General features: G+C 69.0%; 22 protein-coding genes and 1 pseudogene. 12 read left to right on the top strand and 11 right to left on the bottom strand.

Going from position 1 to position 25,409, the window contains the following annotated elements:
• Both QZ483_RS03905 and QZ483_RS03910 read left to right on the top strand, forming a co-directional pair.
• Positions 1–247, top strand: a 247-nt coding sequence (locus QZ483_RS03905) for a hypothetical protein (RefSeq protein WP_297081678.1), incomplete at its 5' end; no start/stop codon positions are given.
• Positions 248–396: 149 nt separating this feature from the next.
• Positions 397–792: a nuclear transport factor 2 family protein gene (locus QZ483_RS03910; RefSeq protein WP_297081679.1), complete on the top strand. Its 396-nt coding sequence runs from the start codon at positions 397–399 to the stop codon at positions 790–792.
• 86 nt (positions 793–878) lie between these two features.
• Here QZ483_RS03910 and QZ483_RS03915 read toward each other — a convergent pair whose 3' ends face one another.
• Positions 879–2,096, bottom strand: coding sequence for an NADP-dependent isocitrate dehydrogenase (locus QZ483_RS03915; RefSeq protein WP_297081680.1), 1,218 nt, complete (start codon positions 2,094–2,096; stop codon positions 879–881).
• Positions 2,097–2,303: 207 nt separating this feature from the next.
• Between QZ483_RS03915 and QZ483_RS03920 the strand changes: the two genes are divergently transcribed.
• From QZ483_RS03920 to QZ483_RS03930, 3 genes are all read left to right on the top strand, one after another.
• Positions 2,304–3,188 carry a sulfotransferase gene (locus QZ483_RS03920; RefSeq protein WP_297081681.1) on the top strand — a complete coding sequence of 295 codons (885 nt, stop codon included), beginning with the start codon at positions 2,304–2,306 and terminating at the stop codon, positions 3,186–3,188.
• Positions 3,185–4,357 carry an acyltransferase gene (locus QZ483_RS03925; RefSeq protein ID WP_297081682.1) on the top strand — a complete coding sequence of 391 codons (1,173 nt, stop codon included), beginning with the start codon at positions 3,185–3,187 and terminating at the stop codon, positions 4,355–4,357. The genes QZ483_RS03920 and QZ483_RS03925 overlap by 4 nt, the downstream gene beginning before the upstream one ends.
• 93 nt (positions 4,358–4,450) lie before the next feature.
• A complete protein-coding gene (locus QZ483_RS03930; RefSeq protein WP_297081683.1) occupies positions 4,451–5,335 on the top strand; it encodes an aquaporin in 885 nt (294 codons plus the stop codon).
• Between the two features lie 35 nt (positions 5,336–5,370).
• Here QZ483_RS03930 and QZ483_RS03935 read toward each other — a convergent pair whose 3' ends face one another.
• The 3 genes and pseudogenes from QZ483_RS03935 to purN all read right to left on the bottom strand — a co-directional run.
• Positions 5,371–5,637, bottom strand: coding sequence for a DUF3017 domain-containing protein (locus QZ483_RS03935; protein WP_297081684.1), 267 nt, complete (start codon positions 5,635–5,637; stop codon positions 5,371–5,373).
• Positions 5,638–5,649: 12 nt separating this feature from the next.
• Positions 5,650–7,209, bottom strand: coding sequence for a bifunctional phosphoribosylaminoimidazolecarboxamide formyltransferase/IMP cyclohydrolase (purH, locus tag QZ483_RS03940; protein ID WP_297081699.1), 1,560 nt, complete (start codon positions 7,207–7,209; stop codon positions 5,650–5,652).
• A 63-nt stretch (positions 7,210–7,272) separates the two neighbouring features.
• Positions 7,273–7,845, bottom strand: a pseudogene (gene purN, locus QZ483_RS03945) (phosphoribosylglycinamide formyltransferase); the annotation flags it as partial.
• 50 nt (positions 7,846–7,895) lie between these two features.
• Here purN and QZ483_RS03950 point away from each other — a divergent pair.
• A complete protein-coding gene (locus tag QZ483_RS03950) occupies positions 7,896–8,324 on the top strand; it encodes a hypothetical protein (RefSeq protein WP_297081685.1) in 429 nt (142 codons plus the stop codon).
• On the opposite strand, the gene QZ483_RS03955 is transcribed toward QZ483_RS03950, so the two are convergent.
• The 3 genes from QZ483_RS03955 to QZ483_RS03965 are packed head-to-tail and all read right to left on the bottom strand — an operon-like array spanning position 8,308 to position 11,811.
• Positions 8,308–9,624 (bottom strand): DUF6350 family protein, encoded by a 1,317-nt coding sequence (locus QZ483_RS03955; RefSeq protein ID WP_297081686.1) that lies wholly within the window; start codon positions 9,622–9,624, stop codon positions 8,308–8,310. The two genes, QZ483_RS03950 and QZ483_RS03955, sit on opposite strands and share 17 nt — an antisense overlap.
• A 52-nt stretch (positions 9,625–9,676) precedes the next feature.
• Positions 9,677–10,771 (bottom strand): LacI family DNA-binding transcriptional regulator, encoded by a 1,095-nt coding sequence (locus QZ483_RS03960; protein ID WP_297081687.1) that lies wholly within the window; start codon positions 10,769–10,771, stop codon positions 9,677–9,679.
• Between the two features lie 44 nt (positions 10,772–10,815).
• Positions 10,816–11,811: a ketose-bisphosphate aldolase gene (locus QZ483_RS03965; RefSeq protein ID WP_297081688.1), complete on the bottom strand. Its 996-nt coding sequence runs from the start codon at positions 11,809–11,811 to the stop codon at positions 10,816–10,818.
• A 102-nt stretch (positions 11,812–11,913) separates the two neighbouring features.
• On the opposite strand from QZ483_RS03965, the gene QZ483_RS03970 reads away from it, so the two are divergent.
• From QZ483_RS03970 to QZ483_RS03985, 4 genes are all read left to right on the top strand, one after another.
• Positions 11,914–13,254 carry an FGGY family carbohydrate kinase gene (locus QZ483_RS03970; protein ID WP_297081689.1) on the top strand — a complete coding sequence of 447 codons (1,341 nt, stop codon included), beginning with the start codon at positions 11,914–11,916 and terminating at the stop codon, positions 13,252–13,254.
• Between the two features lie 176 nt (positions 13,255–13,430).
• The gene (locus QZ483_RS03975; RefSeq protein ID WP_297081690.1) at positions 13,431–14,489 is read left to right on the top strand and encodes a substrate-binding domain-containing protein; all 1,059 of its coding nucleotides are present in this window, start codon (positions 13,431–13,433) and stop codon (positions 14,487–14,489) included.
• Between the two features lie 20 nt (positions 14,490–14,509).
• Positions 14,510–15,517, top strand: coding sequence for an ABC transporter permease (locus QZ483_RS03980; RefSeq protein WP_297081691.1), 1,008 nt, complete (start codon positions 14,510–14,512; stop codon positions 15,515–15,517).
• Positions 15,517–16,278 (top strand): ATP-binding cassette domain-containing protein, encoded by a 762-nt coding sequence (locus tag QZ483_RS03985; protein ID WP_297081692.1) that lies wholly within the window; start codon positions 15,517–15,519, stop codon positions 16,276–16,278. The genes QZ483_RS03980 and QZ483_RS03985 overlap by 1 nt, the downstream gene beginning before the upstream one ends.
• Before the next feature lie 86 nt (positions 16,279–16,364).
• On the opposite strand, the gene sucD is transcribed toward QZ483_RS03985, so the two are convergent.
• A complete protein-coding gene (gene sucD / locus QZ483_RS03990) occupies positions 16,365–17,243 on the bottom strand; it encodes a succinate--CoA ligase subunit alpha (RefSeq protein WP_297081693.1) in 879 nt (292 codons plus the stop codon).
• Between the two features lie 11 nt (positions 17,244–17,254).
• Positions 17,255–18,421, bottom strand: coding sequence for an ADP-forming succinate--CoA ligase subunit beta (gene sucC / locus QZ483_RS03995; RefSeq protein WP_297081694.1), 1,167 nt, complete (start codon positions 18,419–18,421; stop codon positions 17,255–17,257).
• A 319-nt stretch (positions 18,422–18,740) separates the two neighbouring features.
• On the opposite strand from sucC, the gene QZ483_RS04000 reads away from it, so the two are divergent.
• On the top strand, positions 18,741–20,780 hold the full coding sequence (locus tag QZ483_RS04000) for a choice-of-anchor Q domain-containing protein (protein WP_297081695.1): 2,040 nt from the start codon (positions 18,741–18,743) through the stop codon (positions 20,778–20,780).
• A gap of 100 nt (positions 20,781–20,880) precedes the next feature.
• Here QZ483_RS04000 and QZ483_RS04005 read toward each other — a convergent pair whose 3' ends face one another.
• Positions 20,881–21,528: a response regulator transcription factor gene (locus QZ483_RS04005; RefSeq protein ID WP_297081696.1), complete on the bottom strand. Its 648-nt coding sequence runs from the start codon at positions 21,526–21,528 to the stop codon at positions 20,881–20,883.
• On the bottom strand, positions 21,525–22,931 hold the full coding sequence (locus QZ483_RS04010) for a sensor histidine kinase (protein WP_297081697.1): 1,407 nt from the start codon (positions 22,929–22,931) through the stop codon (positions 21,525–21,527). Before QZ483_RS04010 ends, QZ483_RS04005 begins: the two co-directional genes overlap by 4 nt.
• Positions 22,932–23,143: 212 nt before the next feature.
• Here QZ483_RS04010 and QZ483_RS04015 point away from each other — a divergent pair, with 212 nt between their 5' ends.
• Positions 23,144–25,345 carry an MMPL family transporter gene (locus QZ483_RS04015; protein ID WP_297081698.1) on the top strand — a complete coding sequence of 734 codons (2,202 nt, stop codon included), beginning with the start codon at positions 23,144–23,146 and terminating at the stop codon, positions 25,343–25,345.
• Positions 25,346–25,409: the final 64 nt, after the last annotated feature.

Genomic DNA, 25,409 nt, shown 5'->3' on the forward strand with positions numbered 1-25,409 from the left:
GATCCGAGGTTTTGCTGCCAAGAACGGCAAGGACGGCCTCTACCACGCCACCATCACGACCGCCTTCATGGCACTGATCCATGCCCGCATGGCCCTACACCCGGAGCGCGGCTGGGAGGCCTTCGCCGCCGCCAATCCTGATCTGTTCGAGGCCGATGTGCTGACCCGGTACTATCCCAGGGACGTTCTCGCGGAACCGGCCGCGCGGGCCGCATTCCAGTTGCCGCCGGTTGGCGAGGCGGCATAGGTCGCGGCCGGCATGGTTTCGGCGATGCCGGATACCGTGTCCGGTCCTGTTCGCTATCCAGGGCTCGGGCGATGAACGGCTCGGGACTGGACGCGACGGAACAAAATAAAGAAACTTTCCGATGGAAAATAAATCGCAGGGGGAAGCCAATGCCGATTACCGCCGATTCCATAGCGCAAATGGCGCAGGACTATACCACCGCCTGGAACTCGAAATCGGCTGAAGCCGTCGCATCGTTCTATGCCGAGGACGGTGAAATCGTCATCAACCGCGGCGAACCCTGGAGCGGACGCGCGCGCGTCACCGACATGGCAGCGGGGTTTTTCGCGGATGTGCCGGACCTGACGCTCGTTTGCGACGAAATCCGTTGCTCAGGAAACCATGCCGTCTACGTCTGGACGTTTACCGGACACGACGCTACATCCGGCAATCCGCTGGATATCCGCGGTTGGGAGGAATGGGACCTCGACGAGGATCTCAAGGTCAAGGCGTCGCGAGGGTGGTTCGACGCGGACGACTACACCCGGCAAGCCGGGGGCGGATAGAGGCAACCCGCAATAAAAGGGCGCGGAAAACCGCGCCCTTTGTCATTTCCGGCGGGACGACAGTCCCACCCTGGCGGCTGGCCGCCTCAGCTCATCGCCTTCTGCAGGTTCTCGTCGACCTTGTCGAGGAAGCCGGTCGTCGTCAGCCACTTCTGGTCGGGGCCGACCAGCAGGGCAAGGTCCTTGGTCATGAAGCCGCTTTCGACCGTATCGACGCAGACCTTCTCCAGCGTCGCCGCGAAGTCGGCCAGCCTGTCGTTGCCGTCCAGCTTGGCGCGATGGGCCAGACCCCGGGTCCAGGCGAAGATCGAGGCGATCGAGTTGGTCGAGGTCTCATTGCCGGCCTGGTGCTGGCGGTAGTGGCGGGTCACCGTGCCGTGCGCGGCCTCGGCCTCGACCGTCTTGCCGTCCGGGGTCATGAGCACGGAGGTCATGAGGCCCAGCGAGCCGAAGCCCTGAGCGACCGTGTCCGACTGCACGTCGCCGTCGTAGTTCTTGCAGGCCCAGACGTAGCCGCCCTCCCACTTCATGGCGGCGGCCACCATGTCGTCGATGAGGCGGTGCTCGTAGGTCAGGCCCTTGGCCTCGAACTCGGCCTTGAACTCGCGGTCGAACACGTCCTGGAAGATGTCCTTGAACGCACCGTCGTACTGCTTGAGGATCGTGTTCTTGGTCGACATGTACACCGGGTAGTTGCGCAGCAGGCCGTAACTGAAGGACGCTCGCGCGAAGTCCTCGATGGACTTGTTGAAGTTGTACATCCCCATCAGCACGCCGCCGCCCTCAGGCATCTTGACGATCTCGTGCTCGATGGGCGCGGAGCCGTCCTCGGGCACGAAGGTGATCATCGCGGTACCGGCACCGGGGACCTTGAAGTTGGTCGCCTTGTACTGATCGCCGTGAGCGTGACGGCCGATGATGATGGGCTTGGTCCAGCCGGGCACCAGGCGGGGGATGTTCGAGATGATGATCGGCTCGCGGAAGACGACTCCGCCGAGGATGTTGCGGATGGTGCCGTTGGGGCTCACCCACATCTTCTTGAGGCCGAACTCCTCGACCCGGGCCTCGTCCGGCGTGATGGTCGCGCACTTGACGCCGACGCCGTGCTCCTTGATGGCGTGAGCGGCGTCGACAGTGATCTGGTCGTCCGTGGCGTCGCGGGACTCGATTCCCAGGTCGTAGTACTCGAGGTCGATGTCGAGATACGGGTGGATCAGGCGGTCCTTGATGAATTGCCAGATGATCCGGGTCATCTCGTCGCCGTCGAGTTCGACGACCTTGCCTTCGACCTTGATCTTCGCCATGCGGGTGCCTCACGTCTGCTTCGGGTACGGGTTCGCACCCTAGGCTAGACCACTCGCGCGAGCTCGATGCCGGCAATTCCGAGACCGCCTCGGGTCAAAAAGGCGCGAATTTGCGATCCGCGCCGCCTGCCGCCCCACCCCGTGTGCCGTCGCGTCTATCATGGCGACTCGAGCGCCATCACTGTTCTTCGACAGCCAAGGATCCCCGTGTTTCGAACCCGCAGGACGCCACCTCGACCGACGTTCATGCTCGGCCTGGGCGCGCAGAAGGCAGGGACGACGTGGCTCCACACTCAACTGGAGGGCTCGCCGCAATTCGCGCGTGGATACTTCAAGGAGTACCACGTGTTCGACTGCATCGATGTGCCGATCCAGCGGTGGAACCGCGACAAGGTCTTCCGCCGCGCTGCCGAGGAATCGACCCTTGCGCTTGCAGGCGAGCGGGCCCAGGCACGGATGCTCCATCGTGCGAGCATGGTCTTGAATCCCCAGCACTACTTCGATCACTTCTCCGCGCTGCTCAGCCGCAACGACCCCGCCCGCCTTGCAGCTGACGTCACCCCGGACTACGCACTCCTGCCGGCGCGCCGCTTGTCGAAGATCCGCGATCACTTCGCAGAGCGCGGCATCAGAACTGCGGTCGTCTTTCTCATGCGTGATCCTGTCGAGAGGACGTACTCGCAGATTCGGATGCAGCAGGGTCGCCAGCCACGCCGATTCCCCGCACCCGCGGAGGCGATGGTTGAGCGCATTCACGACCAGGAGATCTACGCGAGTCGAAGCCGCTACGAGACCACGATCGCAGCGGTCGACTCTGTGTTCGACCCGGCCGACGTCTACTACGGCTTCTACGAGGAGCTGTTTGAGGGCAACACGTTCCGGGAAATCTGCGGCTTCCTCGGGATCGACCCGGTCGACGCCGACTTTGGGGACATTCGGAATGTGTCGCAGCCCAAGGACGATGGCGGGCTTCCCGAGAGCGCGGTGCGTGCCGCGGCTCAGCACCTCGCCCCCACGTACCGCGCTGTCGCCGAGAGGTTTCCCGATCGCGACTTGGCGAGGATGTGGCCCAGTTCGAGGTTCGTGCTATGACCGAGGCGAGCACGACACCGGCCCCGGCCAAGCGGAACAGCAGCATCGAAGCGCTGCGGATCGCAGCCATGGTCGGGATCGTCGCCCACCACTACGCCGTTCACGGTGGCGTGATGGGCGTGACCTTCGACCAGGATGCGGCCGTCACCCTGAGCGTGGCGAGCGCATTCGGCAAGTGGGGCGTGGACCTATTCGTGCTCGTGGGCGCGTACTTCATGGTGAAGCGGCCCTCCCGCGGCAGGTCGTTGGCGTCCATCTACGCGCAGGTGCTGCCGATCTCGCTGCTCATTCTCGCGACGTTCCTCGTCGTAGCACCGGACACCGTCAGCGGGACCGAGATCAAGAAGTCCGTGCTGCCGGTGATCTTCGGCCAGTACTGGTTCGTCACCGCGTACGTGATGCTGGTGCTCATCGCGCCCTACCTGGCGATGGTCGCGACGGGCCTCACGCGGGTCCAGCTCGGCCGCCTGATCGCCGTCGGCGTCGCGCTGTGGAGCGTGCTGAATCTCGTCGACGGCGTGTGGCTCTACGTTTCCGACCTCGCGTGGTTCGCCCTGCTGTTCATGATCGCCTCCTACATGCGTCTGCATCCACTTCCCGGGAGCCGAGGAGCGTGGATCGCCGCGGCCTTCGGAACCGGGGTCGCGATCCCCGTCGCGATGTGGATCGCGACCACACTGCGGTGGAACGCGACTGGCCTGCCCGAGGACCTCGGGTGGACGCGGTGGCTCGTCGCCGGGCCGTACTCCCCGCTCTCTCTCGCCTTCGCCGTGGCGCTCCTGGGCGCGGTTCTGAAGAGCCGCGAGCGCCAGTCACGGGTGGTGAACTACTGGGCCGCCGCCGCATTCGGGGTCTACCTCATCCATGACAACCCGATGGTGCGGGCCTGGGTGTGGTCCGACCTGGTCGAGACGCCGCGCCAGGCCTCCTCGGACTGGCTGCTGCTCACGGCGCTCGGCACCACGCTGGTGATCTACGTCGCGTGCAGCGCCATCATCTTCGTGCTGCAGCCCGTCGTCCTGCGGCCGGCTCTCCGAGTCACGACGGCGATCCGGCTGCGTGTCGAGGCCAGGCTGGGGTCAGCGCCTGACACACCAGGGCCTGACACACCAGGGCCTGACACGCCAGCGCCCGGTCCGGCCACCGGAGACACGCCCGACCGCGACTGACACGCCGCGCGCCGCGCCCACCGCGCATCCGCGCGATCGTCCTGCCAAGATCGGATCAGACGCGCGTGCGTCACGGACCCGAAGGAGTTCCTCATGACCGATGCAGACAAGCCGGCCGAGGTGGACGAGGCGGACCTCGACGGGGTCGATCTCGACACCGAATCCGAGTTCGCCGAGGAACTGGATGACGACGTCTGGGCCGAGGACACCTCGGGTCCCAGCCTGATCGCGCGCATGCTCGCGGAGCTCGTCGGCACCTTCATCCTCGTGTTCATGGGCGTGGGGACGGCGCTGTACTTCTCGCAGGGCGGCAACGGCACGCTCGCGGTGGCCTTCGGCTTCGCGCTGGGCGTGATGATCGCCGCGATCATCTTCGGAGGCGTGTCGGGCGCGCATCTCAACCCGGCCGTGACCGTGGGCCTGTGGCTCGGCGGCCGGTTCCCCGGGCGGGACGTCGCGCCGTACATCATCGCCCAGGTGATCGGCGCGACCGTCGCGGGCGGCGTGCTGTTCGCCGTGACGGCGACGCACCCGGACCTGGCAGCGACCGAGGGTGGAGCGCGAGAGATCATCTCCACCGGCTCCAACGGCTTCGGCGATCACTCGCCGCTGGGCTTCCCGCTCATCGCCGCCATCATCATCGAGGTCATCATCGCCGCGCTCCTCGTGGGCGTGGTGCTCGCCGTCACCTCGGTGCGGGCGAAGGCCGGCGCCGCGGCAGCGCCGTTCGCGATCGGCCTCACGGTCGGATTCCTGGTCCTCATCGCGATCCCCTTCACGAACGGGGCGCTGAACCCCGCGCGCGCCACCGGAACCGCGATCTGGTCTGACAGCTGGGCGCTTCAGCAGCTGTGGCCGTTCTGGGTCGCGCCCATCGTGGGCGCCGCGATCACGGGCCTGCTGTTCCGCGCGTTCGGTCCCGAGGAGGACCTCATCATCATCGAGACCGTCGAGGAGGTCACGATCGTCGAGGAGTGACGTCGCTCCAGGTCCGCTGAGTCGCGTGGCCCTGGTCAGCCCAGCGGCGTGGTCAGCCCCAGGTAGCCAAGAACGGCGGCGAAGGCGAGCAGGACCACCACGTCGACTGCGCGCCTGCGGACGGCGAAGACCCGCGCGGCCGGCAGAGCGAGCCGAGCCGCCGCGCCCAGGAACGTGAGTCCAGCGAGCAGCAGGACTGCGGCCTGAACGCTCACGAGCGCACCGAACGCCACGATCGCGGCCACCACGGCGACCACGGCGATCGCGACTGCGGCCGTAGTCTGCGGAGTGTCACCGATCATCGTGGACCCCGCTCAATGGAAGAAGTGCCGGGTGCCCGTGTGGTACAGCGTGACGCCTGCGGCGCGCGCGGCATCGACCACCTCGGCATCGCGGACCGATCCGCCGGGTGACACGACCGCCCGGACGCCCGCATCGGCCAGCACCTGCAGTCCGTCGGCGAAGGGGAAGAACGCGTCCGAGGCGGCCACCGCGCCTGCGGCGCGCTCGGCGCCCGCACGTTCGACGGCGAGTCGGCAGGAGTCGACCCGGTTGACCTGACCCATGCCGATGCCGACCGCGGCGCCGCCCTTGGCGAGGAGAATCGCGTTCGACTTCACCGCGCGGCAGGCTCGCCACGCGAACTCGAGGTCCGCGAGGGTCGCATCATCGGCTGCCTCGCCGGCGACGAGGGACCACGTCGTCGCGGGGTCGCCGGGCGCGTCGATCCGGTCCGAGGCCTGAACCAGCAGTCCCCCCGAGATGCGTCGCCACTCGACCGGCAGCCGCGCGGGCTCGACCTCGAGCAGGCGGATGTTCTTCTTGGCCTGCAGGACGTCCAGCGCACCGGGCTCGTAGCCGGGCGCGACCACGACCTCGGTGAAGACCTGAGCGATCTGCTGCGCAGCCTCCACACTGATGGGCCGGTTCGCGGCGATCACGCCACCGAACGCGGACACCGGGTCGGTGTCGTGGGCGCGCGCATGCGCCTGAGCGATGTTCTCCCCCACCGCGATGCCGCAGGGGTTGGCGTGCTTGATCACGGCGACCGCCGGGGCGTCCTGGTCGTAGGCGGCGCGCAGGGCCGCATCGGCGTCCACGTAGTTGTTGAACGACATCTCCTTGCCGTGGTGCTGCACGGCCTGCGCGAGCCCGCCGGGTGCTGCGGTGTCCGCGTACACGGCCGCGCCTTGATGCGGGTTCTCGCCGTAGCGCAGCAGCGCGTCGCGCGAGAACGATGCCGCGACCCACCCCGGCAGGCCCGATCCCTCGTCATCGGGCGCGACCACGGAGCCCATCCACGAGGCGACATGGATGTCGTACTCGGCCGTGTGCCGGAAGGCCTCGGCGGCGAGCGCCTGGCGCTCGGCGAGGGTGAAGCCTCCCCCAGCCACCGCATCGGCGACATCCTCGTACCGAGCCGGGTCCACCACGACGGCGACGGAGGCGTGATTCTTGGCCGCGGCCCGCACCATCGACGGTCCGCCGATGTCGATCTGCTCGATCGTGTCGTCCTGGCTCGCGCCTGAAGCGACCGTCTGGACGAACGGGTAGAGGTTGACGATGACGAGGTCGAACGGCGCGATCTCGAGCTCGTCGAGCTGCCGGCGGTGGTCCTCGAGCCGACGGTCCGCAAGAATTCCGGCGTGCACGCGCGGGTGGAGGGTCTTGACGCGTCCGTCGAGGCACTCGGGGAAGCCGGTGACGTCCTCGACCGGGGTGACGGGCACGCCCGCGGCAGCGATGCGCGACGCCGTGGATCCGGTCGAGACGATCTCCACGCCGTTGGCCGCGAGGACCCCTGCGAGCTGTTCGATGCCGGTCTTGTCGTATACCGAGATGAGTGCCCGGCGCACCGACTGGCGGTCCGTCATGCCCTGCCTCCCTCTGGCGCCGAGGGTCACCCGACGGCCGTCGATGGTCCAGCCCTCGCGGGCCATGCGTCCGATCGTCTCGGCGAGCACGCGCCGCTCGACGACCTTGATGCGCTCGTGGAGGGTCTCCTCCGTGTCATCCTCCCAGACCTCGACCGCCGCCTGCGCGATGATCGGTCCGGTGTCCACCCCAGCGTCGACCAGCATGACCGTGCACCCGGTCACCTTCGCGCCGCCCGCGAGCGCATCCCGAACGCCGTGCGCGCCGGGGTAGGCGGGAAGCAGCGCCGGGTGGGTGTTGACGATGCGCCCACCGAACCTGTCGAGCGATGGTGCTCCGAGGAGGCGCATGAATCCCGCGCACAGCACCAGGTCTGGAGCGTGCGCGGCGATCGCGTCCGCGAGCGCGGAGTCCCATGCTGCGCGGTCGCCATGATCGGCGAGGGCGACCACACGGGCCGGGATCCCGGCCTCCCGCGCGATGTCGAGTCCGGGCGCATCGGCCCTGTCCGAGATCACCGCGACGATGCTCGCTCCGTAGCCCGGATCGCCACTGGCTTCTAACACGGCGCGCATGGTCGAGCCCGCACCGGAGATGAGCACGACGATCCGAGCTGTGGTGGGCGGGTTTGTCACGCGCCGAGCCTATCGGCATGCTGGACCCCACACCTACCGTGAGGAGCCCCGTGACGGAGACCGAGGAACGCGTCAGTCCCATCCCGGCACCCGCCCGCCGCGACACCGGCTGGTTCCTCGTGGTGCTGGGCATCACGGCCTTGCTGTACCTGCTCTCCGTGCCGTGGGCCTTCGCGATGATCGCCACCGGCCCCCTGGGCGCGTTCCTGGCGGCGCGCGCCCTGTACCGGTCGCGCCGAGCGACCGGAATCGTGGGCTACCGCGTCGCGATGAGCGCGGGCGTGGTCGTGTCGCTGTTCTCGGTCGCCATGGGCATGACGTTTGCGGTCTTCGCCGAGGTCATCACCGACTTCCAGGACTGCCGGCAGCGCGCTGTCACCCAGCAGGCTCAGCGCACGTGCGAGGCCGAGTACCAGGAGTCGGTGCGCGACACGATCGAGGACCTGCTGGAGCAGGTGGGTCTCACCTCGGCGCCGTAGCGCTGGCGGCACCTGACTTCACGGTCACGGTGCCCGTGCGCGGAGGCTCGGGCGAGGATGGAGTCCGCGGAGCTGTCGCGCGCGCTGACGACGGCGTGGACGGGCGGCGCCCCCAGGGCAGAACAGACGCCACCCACCTCGCGAAGGCAACGATCAGCGTCCCCAGCGCGAGCCCTGCGGCCGCGAGCCCGCCGGACGCGATCGCTACCGGCAGCGCATCCGCGCCAACTGTCTCCAGCCTCCCCGGCCCGGCAGCGCCGGCGGCGGCCAGGGTCAGGGCTCCCGCGGCGGCAGCCACGATGGTCACCGCCAGAACGTCTGCCGCGGCGTCGCGGCGCCAGCCCAACGAGGCCCGGCGTACGACGGCGCGCGCCAGGGTCGCCACGACGACGAGCACAGCGGGAGCCCACACCAGGAGGCCACCTGCCGCCGACGGGAGGGCGCCCAGGATGGGCAGACCCGGAATCGCCGAGGCCGTCATCGCGTCCGGCGCATACGCGCTGCCCAGCCCCACGGAGAAGCCCTGGCCGGTCAGCCACGCGAGCTGCCACACCACCATGGTGGGCGCGTAGGCGAGCTCGCCGATCGCGAGCACGACCGCACCGATGCCGTCGAGGTCGAGCGCGGTCGCCGTGGTGCCGATCCGGTCGCGGTTCACGACGGCCCACGCCGTCTGCGCAAGCGCGGCGGCGCACAGGCTGAACGCGGTCACTGCCGCGGCTCGCCTCAGACCCACGCGGACCACCTCGGGGATGCGGGCGAGCCAGCCGAGCTCCAAGCCATGCGCGCGCCACACGCCCGCCGCGACGAACACCGCCGCGAGAAGGGCAGCCACCACCGTGACGCGCACGATCGCGTCCGAGGCCTCGGGTCCCAGGATCGCCGATGCGGCCACAGACACGAGCGCCGCGTACGTCGCGACGGCGAGGCTCCAACTCCCCCAGGTGCGGGCGGCGAAGCGCCGAGCGATCGCCGCGAGGATCGCGCCGTAGACGAGCGTCAGACCCAGCGGCACGAGCGACACCACGGTCCCGCCCAGCTCCGCAGGTCCGCCGAGGCCGAAGAGCCACAGGCGGCCAGCGGCCATCGCCGCGCCCGACCAATCGACCCCGGCGCTCAGGGACGTGGTCGGCGAAGCGGCGGCGACGGCCATCGATGGCGCCAGCACGAGCAGGTAGCCCAGCAGCGCACCCTGGAAGCCCGTCAGGATCCCGCCCAGCCACGCGGGGGCGGCCTTGATCGCGTCGATGCCGCGGCGGCCGAGCGCGCGCAGGTCCGAGGCGAGGGAACGGGTCGACATGGGTCCATGGTCGCGCGGGAAGGCCGCGAATCAGCGGACCGGCTCGCGCGGATCAGCGACCCGTGCGGATCACGAGCGGGCCAGCCGAGCTCGGGTCCATGCAGCCACACGTCATGCCGTACTCAATGTCGCACTCGACTGTGACAGTGCGCGGCGCGCGGTCGGGTTCGAGCGCGCGCTCCGTCACGAGCTGGAACGCGCGCGCGACCATCGTGGCCACGGGGAGCTGCGCCTGCGTCGGCAGCGGCCCCGCGACTCCGAGGCTGCCAGACCCGTCGAACGTGGCGGCGGCGACGTCGCGCGGCACCACTGTGCCCAGGCGCGCGGCCGCCGACATCGCTGCCCAGTACATGCGGCTTCCTGTGGAGAACACGCCGAACGGCGCCGCGAGGGAGCGCATCATCTCGAGCGCGCCTGCCTCAGCATCGGGAAGAGTCAGATGCTGATCGGTGACTGCGGGCTGGAGGCCCGCCTCCCTCATGGCCTCGTAGTAGCCGGCCTGGCGCTCGCGCACCGATGAGATCTCCTTCTCTCCAGCCACCATCAGGACCCGCTCGAGGCCGTGGGCCCGGATGAGGTGGCTCGTGAGCGCACGCGCCGACTCCCTGTTGTTCGCGGTCACGAAGTCGACGGCGTCCTCGAGACCGGGCTGCATGCGGTCCAGCACCACGGTGGGCACCTGTTCCGAGAACCGCGTCAGGGCGTCGGAGCCTGCGGGGACGGCCATGAGCATCTCGATGCGGTTCTGCCGGAACACGTCGAGATACTTGGCCTCCTTGGCGGTGGACTCATCCGAGATCCCCAGCAGGAGTGTCTGACCGGCCGCGCTGACGCGCTTCTCCACGGCGTTAGCCAAGTCCGCGAAGAATCCATTGCGCATATCCGGCACGATCAGTCCCACGTAGCCAGATCTACTGCCTGTCGTTCGCAGGGACCGAGCTCGATGGTCGGCGACGTAGCCGAGCTCGTGGACCGACTTCATGACCTCCGCGCGGGTGCGCTCGGACACGTAGGGCTCGTTGTTGAGCACCCGCGAGATGGTCTTGATCGAATACCCGGAATGCTCGGCCAGGTCCACGAGCCGGGCAGGCCGCGAGAATCGCCGGCGGGCGCCGCCGTCGGAGCCCGTGCCCTCGTCGCTTGCCATGGGATCGTCAGGCTACCAGCAGGGGTGCCCGAGAGGGCCGTCCGTCACATGCCCGCGGCGCCGAACGGCACCCACTCGTGATCCTCGGCGTGGCCTGCCTGGCCGAACACGTCCATGCGCTCGGCGATGATCGCGCGCATCCTGTCCGCGCCGCGCTTCTGCGCGGGAGCCGGGTCCACGGTGAGACGGTCCTGGGCCAGGTGCCCACGCAGACCTGCCATGTAGGCCATGTGCGAGTCCATTCCCTGGTTGATCTTGGTGACGCCGAGCTTGGTCGAGCGCGCCTTCTCGTCCTCTGGCACGCCCCAGGACTCAGGGAGCTCGCCGCCGACACGGTTGATCTCCTCACGGATGTCCGCAGGCAGCGAGGACGATCCGTGCATGACCAGGTGCGTGCCGGGCACACGCGAGGCGATCTCCTCGATCAGGTTCATGTGCAGCACCGACCCGTCCGGCGGGCTCGTGAACTTGTACGCACCGTGCGAGGTTCCGATCGCGACGGCCAGGGCATCGACGCCCGTGCGCGCAACGAACTCCTCGGCCTCGGCGGGGTCCGCAAGGATGATCTCCGTGGTGGGTGTGCCGTCCGACTCGGCGCCGCCGATGGTGCCGAGTTCTCCTTCGACGGACACCCCGAGCTTCCGCGCCTTCGCGACCACGCTCGCGGTGATCTCGATGTTCGCCTCGAAGCTGCGAGGCAACTTGGTCTCGTGGTCGACGCTGCCGTCGATCATCACCGAGGAGAATCCCGCCGCCAGAGCGCGCTCGCAACTGCGCTCGTCGGGCCCGTGGTCGAGGTGCACGACGGCCGGGACCTCGGGGTAACGAGCGACCGCACCGAGCATCGCCTCCCAGAACAGTTCGTCGGACCGGAATGCCGAGGCGCCGACGATCGTCTGCACGATCACGGGCGCGGACTTCTCGCTGGCGGCCTCCAGGACCGCCTCGACCTGCACCAGGTCCGTGACATTGAATGCGCCGATTCCGTACCCGCCCTGGCGCGCGGCATCGAGCGCCTGGCGGAGTGTGATGAGCGGCATTGTTCCTCCTTGTTCACGTCGAAGCGCCGTTTGCGCCTTCTGACAACGTTAGACAGACTAGACCATGGTCATCCAGGACGTCGACCGAACGGAGCGAAGACCATGAACGAATGCGTCATCGGCGTTGACATCGGCAGCTCGCGCATCAAGGCGCTCGCCTTCGACGCGTCCGGCGGTGTTGCCGCGCACGCGGCGGTCGAGACGCCGCGGATCACCCGGGGTGGCACGGTCGATTTCCCTGTCCTCGCCATGATCGAGGCGGCGGCGGCCGTGACGCGCGACGTCGCGCGAGCGGCGCCGGTGGTGCGAGGCATCGGCGTGACGTCGATGGGCGAGGTCGGCACGATCCTCCACAACGGCGCGCTTGCGGATCTCGCGTTCCCCTCCTGGCACGACGAGCGCGGTGAGGACGTTGTCCGCGACATCGCGGCGCTGGCAGCGGAGCTCGATGCGCATCATCGCACCGGCGCCCACCTGCGCCCCGTGTCGACCGTCGCCAAACTGGGCTGGCTGTCGCGGCAGACGGAGGTGCCGTCCGGCACCTTCATGGTGATCGCCAGCGCCTTCGCATGGACCCTGACAGGCGCTCCGGCGCAGGAGCGTTCGCTCGCCACGACGTTGGGCGTCGTGAGCCCCTGGGACGGAGAGGTTCTCGACCGACTCTGGGATGCGGCCGGCCTGGGCGCCTACGCGATCGCGCCGATCCACCGCACCGGGATGGCGCACCCCGTGACACCTTCGGCGGCTCAGATACTCGATCTGCCAGGGGGAATTCCGGTCGTGGTCGCGGGTCACGATCACCCCGTGGCGGCCGTGGGCACCGGCGCGCCGCTCGACGCCGTCGTGGATTCGCTCGGGACGGGCGAACCCCTGCTCGCTCCACTGCAGGACCGCCCCGCGCTCGACTCTCGATTCCCGCCGCCGCACATGTCTGTCGAGACATCCCCCGCGACCGGCGGGCCGCTGGTGATATCCGAAGGCCTCCGGCCCGGCCTCGCGATGGACGCGCTGCTGCGCGCCTCGGGTGTCGATCGCTCGCGGCTCGACGCACAACTCGACGTCCACGCCGCAGATGTCCTCACTGCCGACGCCGTCGCGGCGCTCGAGCACGGCGACGTGCGCATGAGCGCCGATGCGCAGGGATGGAGCCAGCTGCACGCTCATCTCGTCGGTCGCGCGCACGCCGCCGACGCGGAGCTGCGCCGCGTGACCGGCGCGACGGGCCCCACCGTGCTCACCGGAGGCGGGCTGCGCTCGCGCGGCTGGGTGTCGATGAAGGCTCAGCGGGCCTCACATCCGCTCCTCGTCTCCACCGCCACGGAGACGGCGGCGCGCGGCGCGGCAGCGATCGTGGGCGTCGCTGCGGGGTGGTGGGACGCGCCCGAGGCGATGCCGGGCGCGACGCTCGTGGAGGCGTCAGCGTGGCGGGGCGAACTCGGATGAACCGCGAAATGTCACAAAACCGTCACGTCGAGGCCTCCGACTAGACAACGTTGTCAGAGTGTGTGCATGATGATGCCCGTCGCACACTGAGAGCCCTGTCGATAGCGGGGCATCACCAGCGCGACGGGCCACGACAGCCCCCCGCACGGGGCAACTCAAGGAAGAGAGAGGTCACCATGAGGAAGCACTCCTCCCGCCACACCTGGGCCGCGTTCGCCACGATCGCTGCCGCCGGTCTCACGCTTTCGGCGTGCAGCTCCGGGGACTCCCCCGCAGATTCCAGTTCGCCACCTGACGACGCGACCACGGATGCCACGGCCACAGATGGTCCGCGCATCGCGTTCGTGACGAAGCCCGTTGACAACCCGTACTTCGGCGCGATGGCCACGGGCGGCGAGGACGCTGCCGAGGAGTTCGGCGTCGAGGTCATGGTCGCAGCCGCGCAGAACGTCTCGGACGACTCTGGCCAGGCCTCGCGCCTGACCGCACTCGTCGCCGATGGCTACGACTGCTACGTCCTCAACCCGACCAGCCCCACCAACCTCATCACGCCCCTCACGGGCGCCGAGGACGCGACTGTCATCAACATCGACCTCGTGATCGATCAGGACGAGGCGGCTGCTCAGGGCGTCACGATCGACACCTACCTCGGAACTGTCAACGAGCAGGCGGGCGCCGCAGCCGGCGATGCGATGCTCGACCTGGTGCCCGACGGGTCGCAGGTCGCCATCATCGGCACGCTCGCCCAGGATGCGGGCAACATCGCGCGCCAGGCAGGATTCAACTCGGTGGTCGACGGGACGCTCGACGTTGTGCAGACAGTCTCTGCCGACGCGGACCGCGTCAAGGCGAAGAACTCTGCGGCAGCGATCATGCGTGCCAACCCCGATGTCGTGGGCTTCTTCACCCCCGCGGGAACCCAGGCCATGGGCATCCAGGAGGCCATCGCCCAGGAGGGTCGCGAGGGCGAGGTCGTCGTCGTCGGCATCGATGGCACCGAGGAGGAGCTCGCGTCGATCGCTGATGGCGAGCTGGCTTCGACAGTCGAGCAGTTCCCCTACCTCATGGGCTACCAGGCGGTGCAGGCATGCATCGCGGCGTACGAAGGTACGACGCTGCCCGAGCGGGTCGACATCCCGGTGCACATCGTGACGGAGGAGAATGCTGCTGAGGCGCTCGAGGCCGCACCCGCTCCGCCCGCGAGCCTGGAAATCGCCAACCCGTTCGACAACTGAGAGCAGCCAGAGAACCCCACATGACCACCACAGAGTCACCCCGCAAGGAGGCCTCGTCCGTGTCGTCGAACGATGAGTCCTCCCGGGGGACGCTGGCCCGGGTCCTGACCTCGCAAGAGTTCTGGACCCGGGCGGCCGCCCCCGTCGCCCTGGCGGTCGCGTTCGTCGCCTTCTCGATCGCGGCCCCCAACTTCTTCACGGCCGTCAACATCAACGGCATGCTCGCCGACGCAGCAATCCCCATCCTGCTCGCCGTCGGCATGACATTCGCGGTGATGCTCGCCGGAATCGATCTGTCTCAAGCCTCGACGCTCGCGTTTGCGAGCGTGCTGTTCGGCATCGCCTACGGCGCAGGCTGGGGCCTGCTGCTGTCGTTCCTCGTCGCGGTCGCCGTCGGCGTGGGAGTCGGCGTTCTCAACGGATTCTTCGTGGGGATCGTGCGCATTCCCGACATGATCTCGACGCTGGGAACCATGGGCCTGATGATGGGCCTGAGCCTGATCATCTCGCGCGGCATCCCGGAGCCCGTCTCCGACCCGGTGCTGCGCACCATCGCCTCGGATTCGCTGGGGCCGTTCCGGTGGAACTTCCTCATCGTGCTCATGATCGTCATCGTGCTTCACGTGCTGCTCACCCACACCCCCCTGGGCACGCACCTGCTCGCCGTCGGCGACTCCATGGATGCGAGCAAGGCGATGGGTCTGCGGGTCTCGCGCATCAAGATCATCGGTTATGTCATCGCGGGGCTGATGGCGGGTCTCGCGGCCGTCGCGCTGATCCTCTACGTGGGTTCCACGCAGCCCGCCGCCAACACGGACTACGTGCTGAAGGCCGTCGCCGCGACGGTGCTCGGCGGAACCAGCCTGTTCGGCGGGCGCGCCACCGTGTGGGGTCCTGCGCTCGGCGCGCTGCTGCTGACGGTGCTCCAGACCGGCATGATCATGATCGGCGTCGAGGCCTTCTACGAGCAGGCTGTCATCGGCATCGTCGTGCTCGCCGCCGCGACACTGATGCGAGGGAGGAAGTGATGACCGGGACCACCGACCTGAAGCTCGAAGTCACCGACGTCACCAAGTCGTTCGGCAACGTGACCGCGCTGCGCGGCGCGACACTGTCCGCGAGGGCTGGAGAGGTCACCGCGATCATCGGCGACAACGGCGCCGGCAAGTCGACGCTGATCAAGTGCGTCAGCGGCTATCACGCCCCCGACGGCGGGGAGATCAAGGTGAGCGGGAAGCCCGTGCACTTCGGATCTCCTCTCGATGCCCGGCATCACGGCATCGAGACCGTGTATCAGGACCTGGCTCTCGCAGACCAGCTGAGCGTATGGCAGAACATCTACCTCAACCGCGAGCTCACCGCGGGCCCCTGGCCGTTCCGCGTCACGCGGCGCGGCGCGATGCGCGCCAAGGCGCGCGAGCTGGTGGGCGACCTTGCGGTCAACGTGCCGGAGGTGACCAAGACGGTGATGCGCCTCTCGGGGGGCCAGCGTCAGGCGGTCGCGATCTCGCGTGCGGTCATGTGGTCGAACGAGTTCGTCATCATGGACGAGCCGACCGCCGCGCTCGGCCTGCGCGAGACGCAACAGGTCGAGGCGCTCATCCGCCGCATCGTCGAGCGCGGCACGTCGGTGCTGATCATCTCTCACAACTTCGAGCAGGTGATGCGGCTGTCCGACCAGGTCTGGGTGATGCGGGGGGGCCGGGTCGTCAACGGGCACCGCACCGCCGAGGTGACAGGTGCCGACCTCGTCGCCGAGGTGACCGGAGCGGCAGCGGAGCACTTCTAGGGTCGTGGCGGCATGGCGACCCATGGTCGGCGTCACGCGGAAAGGCCCGGTCCCCCACCAGGGGACCGGGCCTTCTGCGTCGGGTCTCAGCCGTTGATGATCTGGCGCATGAGCTCTGCGGTCTCGGTGGGGGTCTTGCCCACCTTGACACCGGCGGCCTCGAGGGCCTCCTTCTTCGCCTGCGCGGTGCCCGCCGAGCCGGACACGATGGCGCCGGCGTGGCCCATGGTCTTGCCCTCGGGAGCCTCGAAGCCCGCGACGTAGCCCACGACGGGCTTGGTCACGTTCGCCTTGATGTACGCCGCAGCGCGCTCCTCGGCGTCGCCGCCGATCTCGCCGATCATCACGATCGCTGCGGTCTCGGGGTCGTTCTCGAACGCCTCGAGGCAGTCGATGTGCGTGGTGCCGATGATCGGGTCGCCGCCAATGCCCACCGCGGTCGAGAAGCCGATGTCGCGCAGCTCGAACATCATCTGGTACGTCAGCGTTCCGGACTTCGACACCAGGCCGATCTTGCCCGGGCCCGTGATGTTCGCCGGCGTGATGCCCACGTTCGACTGGCCGGGGGTGATGAGACCGGGGCAGTTGGGGCCGATGAGCCGGGTGCCCTTCGACTGCGCGTAGGAGAAGAACTCGGCGGTGTCGGCGACGGGCACGCCCTCGGTGATGATCACCGCGAGCGGCATGCCCGCGTCGACGGCCTCGATCACGGCGGACTTGGTGAACGCGGGGGGCACGAACAGCACCGAGACATCGGCGCCCGTCTCAGCCATCGCATCGGCCACCGAGCCGAAGACGGGGATCTCCGCCCCGTCGATCTCGACGGATGTGCCCGCCTTGCGCGGGTTCACGCCGCCCACGATCTGGGTGCCCGAGGCGAGCATGCGCGTGGTGTGCTTCATGCCCTCCGAGCCCGTCATGCCCTGGACGATGACCTTGGAGTCCTTGTTGATGAAGATCGACATGTGCTGACTCCTTACGCGTTGGCCAGCTCGGCGGCCTTGGCCGCGGCGCCGTCCATGGTCTCGACGATGGTCACGAGCGGGTGATTGGCGGCGGCGAGAATCTCGCGGCCCTCGTCCACCGAGTTGCCGTCCAGGCGCACCACGAGGGGCTTGGTCGCCTCGTCGCCCAGCTGCTCGAGGGCACCCACGATGCCGTTGGCGACCTCGATGCAGCTCGTGATGCCGCCGAAGACGTTGACGAACACGCTCTTGACCTGCGGGTCGTGCAGGATGACGTCGAGGCCATTGGCCATGACGGCGGCGGAAGCGCCGCCGCCGATGTCCAGGAAGTTGGCGGGCTTCACACCGCCATGCGCCTCGCCGGCGTACGCCACGACATCGAGGGTCGACATCACGAGGCCAGCGCCGTTGCCGATGATGCCGACGGCGCCGTCGAGCTTCACATAGTTGAGGTCGAGCGCCTTGGCCTTCGCCTCGAGCGGGTCAGCCGCGGCCTTGTCCTCCAGGGCCTCGTGGTCCTCGTGGCGGAAGGCGGCGTTCTCGTCGAGCGTCACCTTGCCGTCGAGCGCGATGATGTCGCCGTCCTCGGTGCGGACCAGCGGGTTCACCTCGACCAGCGTCGCGTCCTCATTCGCGTACACGGCCCAGAGCTTCTCGATGACCGCGGCGACGGGGGCCTTGAGGTCCTCGGGGAAGTTCGCCACGTCGACGATCTCCTGCGCCTTCGCCGTGTCGATGCCCACCTGGGGATCGACGGCGACCTTGGCAAGAGCCTCGGGACGCTCGACGGCGAGCTCCTCGATCTCCATGCCGCCCTCGACCGAGCACATCGCCAGGTAGCGGCGCTCGGCACGGTCCAGCAGCACCGAGAAGTAGTACTCCTCGGCGATCTTGGCGCCCGCGGCGATCATCACGCGGTGCACCGTGTGCCCCTTGATATCCATGCCGAGGATGGCCGCGGCAGCGGCCTCGGCCTCGGCGGGCGAGTGGGCGAGCTTCACGCCGCCGGCCTTGCCACGGCCTCCGGTCTTGACCTGAGCCTTGACGACGACGGTGCCGCCGCCCAGATGCTCGGCCGCGGCCTTGGCCTCGGCGGGGGTCTCGGCGACGATGCCGGGCAGCACGGGCACACCGTGCTTCTCGAACATGTCGCGCGCCTGGTACTCGTACAGGTCCATGTGCGTCCTTGCTGTCGCGATGGCGCGCGGGGTCGGCGCGCCTCGTGGGTTCGGTGCGCCCAGCCTAGTCGCCACGTGTGTCGGGAAGATGACGGGAAGCCGATGCGGGAGCGAGAAGATCGGCAGTTCTTGCGCGGGCGAGCGCCCGCGGTTGAAGGACGCGCGTCGCGATCGCTGATCCTCGGTCCCATAATTGCACTCACGCACGCACGCGGTGAGACATTCCCCACGCGATGACTCCACCGCGGCCCAGGCTCTGCTAGATTCGCCGCCATACCAGCGACTTTGCTGGTCTCGACGAGCCACTGAGGGGCACACCGTGACATTTGGGACTACTCGCGCGCGCCAGCGCGCGTTCGGAGCCGCCACCGCCACCGCCGCGTTGACCGCGGTTCTCGCGACGCCGGCGGGCGCGCTGCCGGGCTGCGACCAGCTCGTCGAAGACGGCGAGGACTTCGTCTGGGAACTGGAGTGCGCCGGTGACGCGACGTCTCCCGTGACGCTGACGTTCACGGACGACATCGAGATCTCCGAGGACGACGTGCCCGTGTACGCGGGCGACCAGGCACTCACGATCGACGGCGCCGGCTACTCCGCCACCCAGCTGCTCGACGGGGAGGGCACCGGCGACGGCGTCTTCCTGCTGGCGGGCGGCGAGATCTTCGGCCCCGAGGCAGCGCCGAGCGCCGACGTCACCATCGAGGACCTGACCATTGACTCGTTCGTGCAGCACGGCGCCATCTACGCCATGACGGGCGGGCACCTCACCCTCGACGGGGTCACCATCACCGGAAGCGCCATGGCGGGGCCGAGCCCCTACTTCTTCGTCAACACGACTGTGTTCGCCGGAGGTCCGGTGACGATCCGCGACTCGCACTTCGCGGGCAACCAGGCAGAATTCGGCGGCGCGCTGCTCGCGTGGCCGATCGAGGCATTCGGCTCGGAGGACGCAGAGCCGCACCCGGTCGACATCACCGGTTCGACGTTCGTCGGCAACTCGGCGAGCACCGCCGGCACCGTCTTCGCGGTGGGCGACCTCACGGTCACCGACAGCCTCTTCGACTCCAACGAGGCGGATTTCGCCGCCGCCATCCTGTTCGACGCGTCGTTCGTCGAGGAAACCGGCGCGACGGCCACCATCACCGGCACGACGTTCGTCGAGAACGAGGCCAACCTTGCCGGCGCCATCGGCGGCTACGGAACCGTCGACGTGTACGAGTCCTCCTTCATCGGCAATGAGGCCTACGACGGCGCCGCGATCGACCTCGGCTCCGAGGGTGCGGGTGACCTGCTGCTGCAGGACACCACGTTCGACGGCAACGTGGCGGACGACGGCAGTTCGGTCGTCGTGCGAGGCGAGCTCGTCATCGACGGCTCGACCTTCTCCGGCAACGAGGGCTACGCCCTGATCGACGCCGGCGCCGCCGACGAGGACCAGTACGCGGCGATCGTCAACTCGACCTTCGCGGACAACGACGTGTGGGCGGACGGGGTGTACCTCGAGGACTACCTGGTCTCGACGGTCGAGCACTCCACCTTCGTCGCCGCCGATGACTCGGAGGCGTCGCTGCTCACCATCTACGGCACCGTCACCACCATCGTGGGCTCGATCTTCACCGCTCCCGCTGGCACGGACGCGTGCTTCGGCGAGGCGGAGAGCTTCACGGCCGCCTTCAACTTCGATGCCGACGGGTCCTGCACCGACGGCTGGGGCGACCCCAGCAGCGGCAACATCGGCGACGGGCTCGACCCGATGCTGGGCGCGCTCGCGGACAACGGCGGTCCCACCCAGACGGTGGCCCTCCTCGAGGGCAGCCCGCTGATCGACGCCGTGCCCACCGGAGCCAGCACGGTCTCCTGGGACCAGCGTGGCATCGAGCGCCCGCAGGGCGTGGCGTTCGACATCGGCGCCTACGAGCTCGAGGCGTCCGGCGTCGTGGAACCTGAGGTCCCCGAGGCCGGCGAGATCGAGTTCCAGGTCTCCACGCCCGGCGGCACCATCGCCGGCACGGCGTCCCCCGCGGTCGCCGTCACGGACATCGCCTGGGTCGACATCGCCGACCTGCCGACACCTCCGGCCGGAGCCGCGCTGCCCTTCGGTGCCGCGACCTTCGCGGTCGAGGTCCCCGCGGCCGGCGACTCGGTCACCGTCACCCTGACCGCACCGCGTCCGTTCACGAGCGCGTTCAAGGTCGCTGACTCGGGCTGGGAGGAGATCGCCGGTGCGACCTTCTCCGCCGACCGCATGACGGTGACCTACACGCTCACCGACGGCGGCGAGCTCGACGAGGACGGCACCGCCAACGGCGTGATCGTCGACCCCGTCGCCCTGGCGATCGAGGCGACCTTCACAGGCTGACCTCACTCGCTCGACAGTCGGCGAGGGTCGGGACTCCTGACGGGGTCCCGGCCCTCGTCGCATCTGTCAGCAGCGACCCCCGTGGAGAACGGGACGCCCGCTACAGCTCTGCGGCATCGCCAGGCTTCACGAACCCCGACTCGTACGCCACGATCACCGCTTGCGTGCGGTCGCGTACTCCCAGCTTCGTGAGGATCGATGCCACGTGGGACTTGACGGTCTCGACTGACACGAACAGTCCGGACGCGATCTCCTGATTGGAGCGACCGCGCGCGAGCTCCCGGAGGACGTCCTCCTCGCGCTCGGTGAGCTCGGGCAGCTCGTAGGACTCGGCCTCGGAGAACCGCTCGATCACGGCCCGGGTCGAGGCCGGGAACAGCAGCGACTCTCCGGTCGCGACCACGCGAACCGCCTCGATCAGCTCCGGCGGGGGAACGCGCTTGAGCACGAAGCCGGCGGCGCCGGAGCGCATAGCCTCGAACACATACTCGTCGACCTCGAAGGTCGTCAGCACGAGGACCTTGGCGGAGGAGCCCGACTCGACGATGAGGCGCGTGGCCTCGAGCCCGTCCATGCCGGGCATGCGCACGTCCATCAGCACCACGTCCGGGGACGAGCGTCGCACCTCCGCGACCGCGGCGCTGCCGTCGCCCGCCTCCGCCACGACCTCCCAGCCCTTCTCCGACTGGAGGATGGCCTTCAGCCCCATCCTGACCAGCGGGTCATCGTCGACGATCGCGAGTCTCATGCCAACACCTTGGCACGGACGCGGCTCCACTGGCAGCACCCCTCGTCGTCGGCGGGGTCACCCTCGCCCAGCGACAGCTCGACCGGGATCAGCACCAGGACCTCGTAGCCGCCGTCGTCGCGAGGGCCGATCACGCTCGTGCCGCCCAGCAGCGCTGCGCGGTCGCGGATTCCGGCCGTGCCGTGGCGGATGCCCTGCCGCGCCTGCTTGAGAGCCGCGATCGGCTCCGCGCCCGCATCGGCCCTGGGGTTGGTCACGGCGATCGCCAACGCGTCCGAGAGCGAGCGGGTGTGCACGTGGATCGTGGCCCCGGGGGCGTGCTTCGCGGCGTTCGTGACGCCCTCGCGGATGATGGCGTAGGCGGCCCTCGACAGCGCGACGGGCGGCATCGTGGCGTCGAGCTGTGCCTCGATCTCCAACCCTGCAGCCCTCGCCTGCTCGAGCAGGTCGGTAACCTCGGCAAGCGTCGGCAGCGGCGCGCGCGGTTCGGCGTCGTCTCCACGAATCGCCGCGATGATGCGGTCCAGCTCTCCCATCGCGACGCGGCCGCGCTCCTCGATGTTGCGCAGCGCCTGGCGTGCGAACTCAGGATCGGAGTCGAAGACGTGAGCGCCCGCGCCGGCCTGCACGATGTTCATCGTGATCATGTGGCCGATCGAGTCGTGCAGCTCCTGGTCGACCCTGACCTGCGTCTCGGCGAGCTCGGCGCGCTCGGTTGCTTCCGCGACACGGTCGTCACCGCACGGTCCCAGCGCCCACTGCGCAATCAGGCCGATGAGCACCGTGTAGTAGTGCGACACCCACATGAAGATCGGCGCCATCGCGAGCAGCACCGGGGTGCCCACGAGCACCCACAGGGTCACGGTGTCGACGATCTCCTGCGCGACCGGTTCGGCCGCATCGGGACCCGCGAGCGCCCCGACCCAGTAGCCCCCGGCCAGGATGGGGGCGGACACCAGGGCGATGGGCACGACGATCGCGCACACCGCGAGGGCGAAGCCCACCGGGCCGAGCACGATCCGCGACATCAGCCACGCGAGGATCCGCCACGACTGACCGTCGTGGAGCAGGCCGTGGCCCCAGCGCCCCCATCCGGCGAGCGTGGGCGACTGACCCTTCTCGTGGATCCGGTAGCCGCGCGGACGCGGCGCGTCGATCTCGATGCGCGCCACGTGGACCGCCAGTCGACGCTCGCTCTCGCCGATCGGACGCAGTGACCACTGCATCGCGACCAGAATCAGAACGCCGACCCAGATGATGAGGAGGCTGATGCCGACCGCGTACAACGTGACCGCGTAGGTGAACCACAGAATCGCGATCGGCAGCCCGAGCAGCAGGTAGGTGATCTCGCCCCAGCTGCGGCTCGACCACAGCACTCCGAAGTAGCGTCCCATCGCGTTCATGTGCCCATCGTGCCTGCCCAGACCCCCGTTCGCCCACACTCGCCGGTTCAATTCCGTCTCCCCCGCGAGGGTGAGACGGCCCGCCTGGGACTCCCCCGCATCGGCCTCCCGGATCCCTCTCGGGTCCCTCCCTTTCGCTCGCCAGCGGGCAGACCCGAGGCGGCGGCCGTCCCTAGCGTCGAATCGTTCGCACCATGCACCGAGGAGGAAGCATGTCCACTGGAATCACCGGGCGCATCGCCCGCACCGCGGCCGCCCGGCCGTGGATCACCGTCACGGTCTGGGTGCTCGCGCTCGCCGGGGCGATCTACGCTGCCGGCGGCCTGGGCGACACGCTCACCCAGGACGAGCGCATGCTCACCCCGGTCGACTCCCGCACAGTCGACGAGTTGGACGAGGAGCACCGGGCAGGCACAGGCGACGGCACCGTCGCCGAGACCATCGTGGTCGAGTCGAGCTCGGCGGACTTCGGCCACGCCGACTTCGATGCGGCGCTGGCATCTCTCGCCGATGCGGTGGCCGGGGTGGAGGGCGTCACCCAGGTCACGGTCCCGACGGCGGAGCAGCCGTTCCCCGTGTCCCAGGACGGCGCCACCGCTCTTGTGAGCGTGCAGGTCCTGCCTGACGACGACGGAGCGGTGGCCGAGGACCTCATGGCGGCCACGGAGGCGGTCCGCTCGGATGCCGCCTTCGCTGACTTCACCGTGCGCAACATCGGCCCCGCGACGGGCGAGGTCGCCTTCGACACGCTCGCCGAGGAGAGCCTGATCGTGGGCGAAGCGATCGGCCTGGGCGTGGCACTGGTCATCCTGCTGATCGTGTTCGGCGCGCTCGTCGCCGCGGGCATCCCCTTGCTCGTGGCGATCGTGTCGATCGTGATGGCGGTGGGAGCGACGGCGATCGTGGGTCAGGCCTTCGAGCTGTCGTTCTTCGTCGTCAACATGATCACGATGATGGGCCTCGCTCTGGGCATCGACTACTCGCTGGTGGCGGTGCAACGCTTCCGCGAGGAGCTCGCGCACGGGCGCTCCGTCATGGACGCGGTGGCGATCACCGGGTCGACCGCCAACCGGGCGGTGCTGTTCTCCGGCATCACTGTCGTGATCTCGCTCGTGGGCCTGCTGATCGTGCCCTCGACGATCATGCGGTCGCTGGGCGCCGGCGCGATCCTGGTCGCGATCATGAGCGTGCTGGCCGCCGTCACGCTGCTGCCGGCCGTCCTGAGGCTGCTCGGGCACCGCGTCAACGCGGGCCGCCTGCCGTGGGCCCACCCCGGCACCGAGCCCCGCCGCTGGCGCGCGATCGCCGAGGCCGTCATCCGCCGCCCGGTGCTGTGGGCTGGCGCGGGTCTCGCGATCCTGGGACTGCTGGCCGCGCCGGCGGCAGGAATGCGACTCACGTTCCCCGGCATCGAGGCGCTGCCGGAGGACAACGAATTCCGGCTCGCGACCGAGACCCTCGTCGAGGACTTCGGTCAAGGTCAGTCGTCGACGCTCATCGTGATCGAGGATGCGGCCAACGCGGACGCCGAGGTCGCCGCGCTCGCCGCCGCGATCGAGGACGACCCCGCGTTCGCCGAGACCGAGCTGATGTGGGTCGATGACATCGCGTTCATCGACACGCGGGACACCCTCGACGCGGCGGATCCTGAGGCGGAGGCGGCGGTCGATCGCCTGCGCGAGGAGATCGTGCCGGAGGCGCTGGCCGGCACCGCCGCGATCGCGTACGTCGGAGGCGATCAGGCCAGCTCGGTCGACTTCTCGGACACGATCCGCGACATGGCTCCATGGGTGCTGCTGATCGTGCTCGGGTCGAGCTTCGTCCTGCTGCTCGTCGCCTTCAGGTCGATCGTGGTGCCGGCGATGGCGATCGTGCTGAACCTGCTCTCCACCGCTGCGGCGTTCGGCATGCTCGTCGCGGTGTTCCAGTGGGGCTGGGGCGCCAGCCTGTTCGGCTTCCCGCAGGTCGACGGCATTGCGCCGTGGATCCCGCTGTTCCTGTTCGCGGTCCTGTTCGGGCTGTCGATGGACTACCACGTGTTCCTGCTCAGTCGCGTCAAGGAGCGCTTCGACGCTACGGGTGACACCCGCGAGTCCATCGCCTACGGCCTCAGCCGCACGGGATCCCTGATCACGGGAGCCGCGCTGATCATGGTCGCGGTGTTCTCCGGATTCGCGTTGGGAGATCTCGCGGAGTTCTCCCAGATGGGCTTTGGCCTTGCGGCCGCAGTGATCCTGGATGCGACCGTGGTGCGCAGCATGCTGGTGCCCGCGCTCATGGCCCTCCTGGGGCGCACCAACTGGTACCTGCCGAGCTGGCTGCAGTGGCTCCCCCACGTGAGCATCGAGGGCGGGGAGGCGCCTCCGCAGGGCCAACGGGACGAGGAACTGGAGATGGCCCGGGTTCGGGTCTGACGGGCCGCTCAAGCCCGACTCGAAATCACCCCGGCGGGGCCGCGGGCGCGAGGCGTCCGCGGCC

It is taken from the genome of uncultured Demequina sp. (assembly GCF_913055775.1).
Taxonomy (GTDB): Bacteria; Actinomycetota; Actinomycetes; order Actinomycetales; family Demequinaceae; genus Demequina.

Coding starts and splice junctions, on each gene's coding strand:
- QZ483_RS03930 (WP_297081683.1), top strand. CDS start 4,451: ATGACCGATGCAGACAAGCCGGCCGAGGTGGACGAGGCGGACCTCGAC.
- QZ483_RS04015 (WP_297081698.1), top strand. CDS start 23,144: ATGTCCACTGGAATCACCGGGCGCATCGCCCGCACCGCGGCCGCCCGG.
- sucC (WP_297081694.1), bottom strand. CDS start 18,421: ATGGACCTGTACGAGTACCAGGCGCGCGACATGTTCGAGAAGCACGGT.
- QZ483_RS03970 (WP_297081689.1), top strand. CDS start 11,914: ATGAACGAATGCGTCATCGGCGTTGACATCGGCAGCTCGCGCATCAAG.
- QZ483_RS03955 (WP_297081686.1), bottom strand. CDS start 9,624: ATGTCGACCCGTTCCCTCGCCTCGGACCTGCGCGCGCTCGGCCGCCGC.
- sucD (WP_297081693.1), bottom strand. CDS start 17,243: ATGTCGATCTTCATCAACAAGGACTCCAAGGTCATCGTCCAGGGCATG.
- QZ483_RS03935 (WP_297081684.1), bottom strand. CDS start 5,637: ATGATCGGTGACACTCCGCAGACTACGGCCGCAGTCGCGATCGCCGTG.
- QZ483_RS03975 (WP_297081690.1), top strand. CDS start 13,431: ATGAGGAAGCACTCCTCCCGCCACACCTGGGCCGCGTTCGCCACGATC.
- QZ483_RS03985 (WP_297081692.1), top strand. CDS start 15,517: ATGACCGGGACCACCGACCTGAAGCTCGAAGTCACCGACGTCACCAAG.
- QZ483_RS03965 (WP_297081688.1), bottom strand. CDS start 11,811: ATGCCGCTCATCACACTCCGCCAGGCGCTCGATGCCGCGCGCCAGGGC.
- QZ483_RS03915 (WP_297081680.1), bottom strand. CDS start 2,096: ATGGCGAAGATCAAGGTCGAAGGCAAGGTCGTCGAACTCGACGGCGAC.
- purH (WP_297081699.1), bottom strand. CDS start 7,209: ATGACGGACCGCCAGTCGGTGCGCCGGGCACTCATCTCGGTATACGAC.
- QZ483_RS03960 (WP_297081687.1), bottom strand. CDS start 10,771: ATGGCAAGCGACGAGGGCACGGGCTCCGACGGCGGCGCCCGCCGGCGA.
- QZ483_RS04010 (WP_297081697.1), bottom strand. CDS start 22,931: ATGAACGCGATGGGACGCTACTTCGGAGTGCTGTGGTCGAGCCGCAGC.
- QZ483_RS03980 (WP_297081691.1), top strand. CDS start 14,510: ATGACCACCACAGAGTCACCCCGCAAGGAGGCCTCGTCCGTGTCGTCG.
- QZ483_RS03925 (WP_297081682.1), top strand. CDS start 3,185: ATGACCGAGGCGAGCACGACACCGGCCCCGGCCAAGCGGAACAGCAGC.
- QZ483_RS04005 (WP_297081696.1), bottom strand. CDS start 21,528: ATGAGACTCGCGATCGTCGACGATGACCCGCTGGTCAGGATGGGGCTG.
- QZ483_RS03910 (WP_297081679.1), top strand. CDS start 397: ATGCCGATTACCGCCGATTCCATAGCGCAAATGGCGCAGGACTATACC.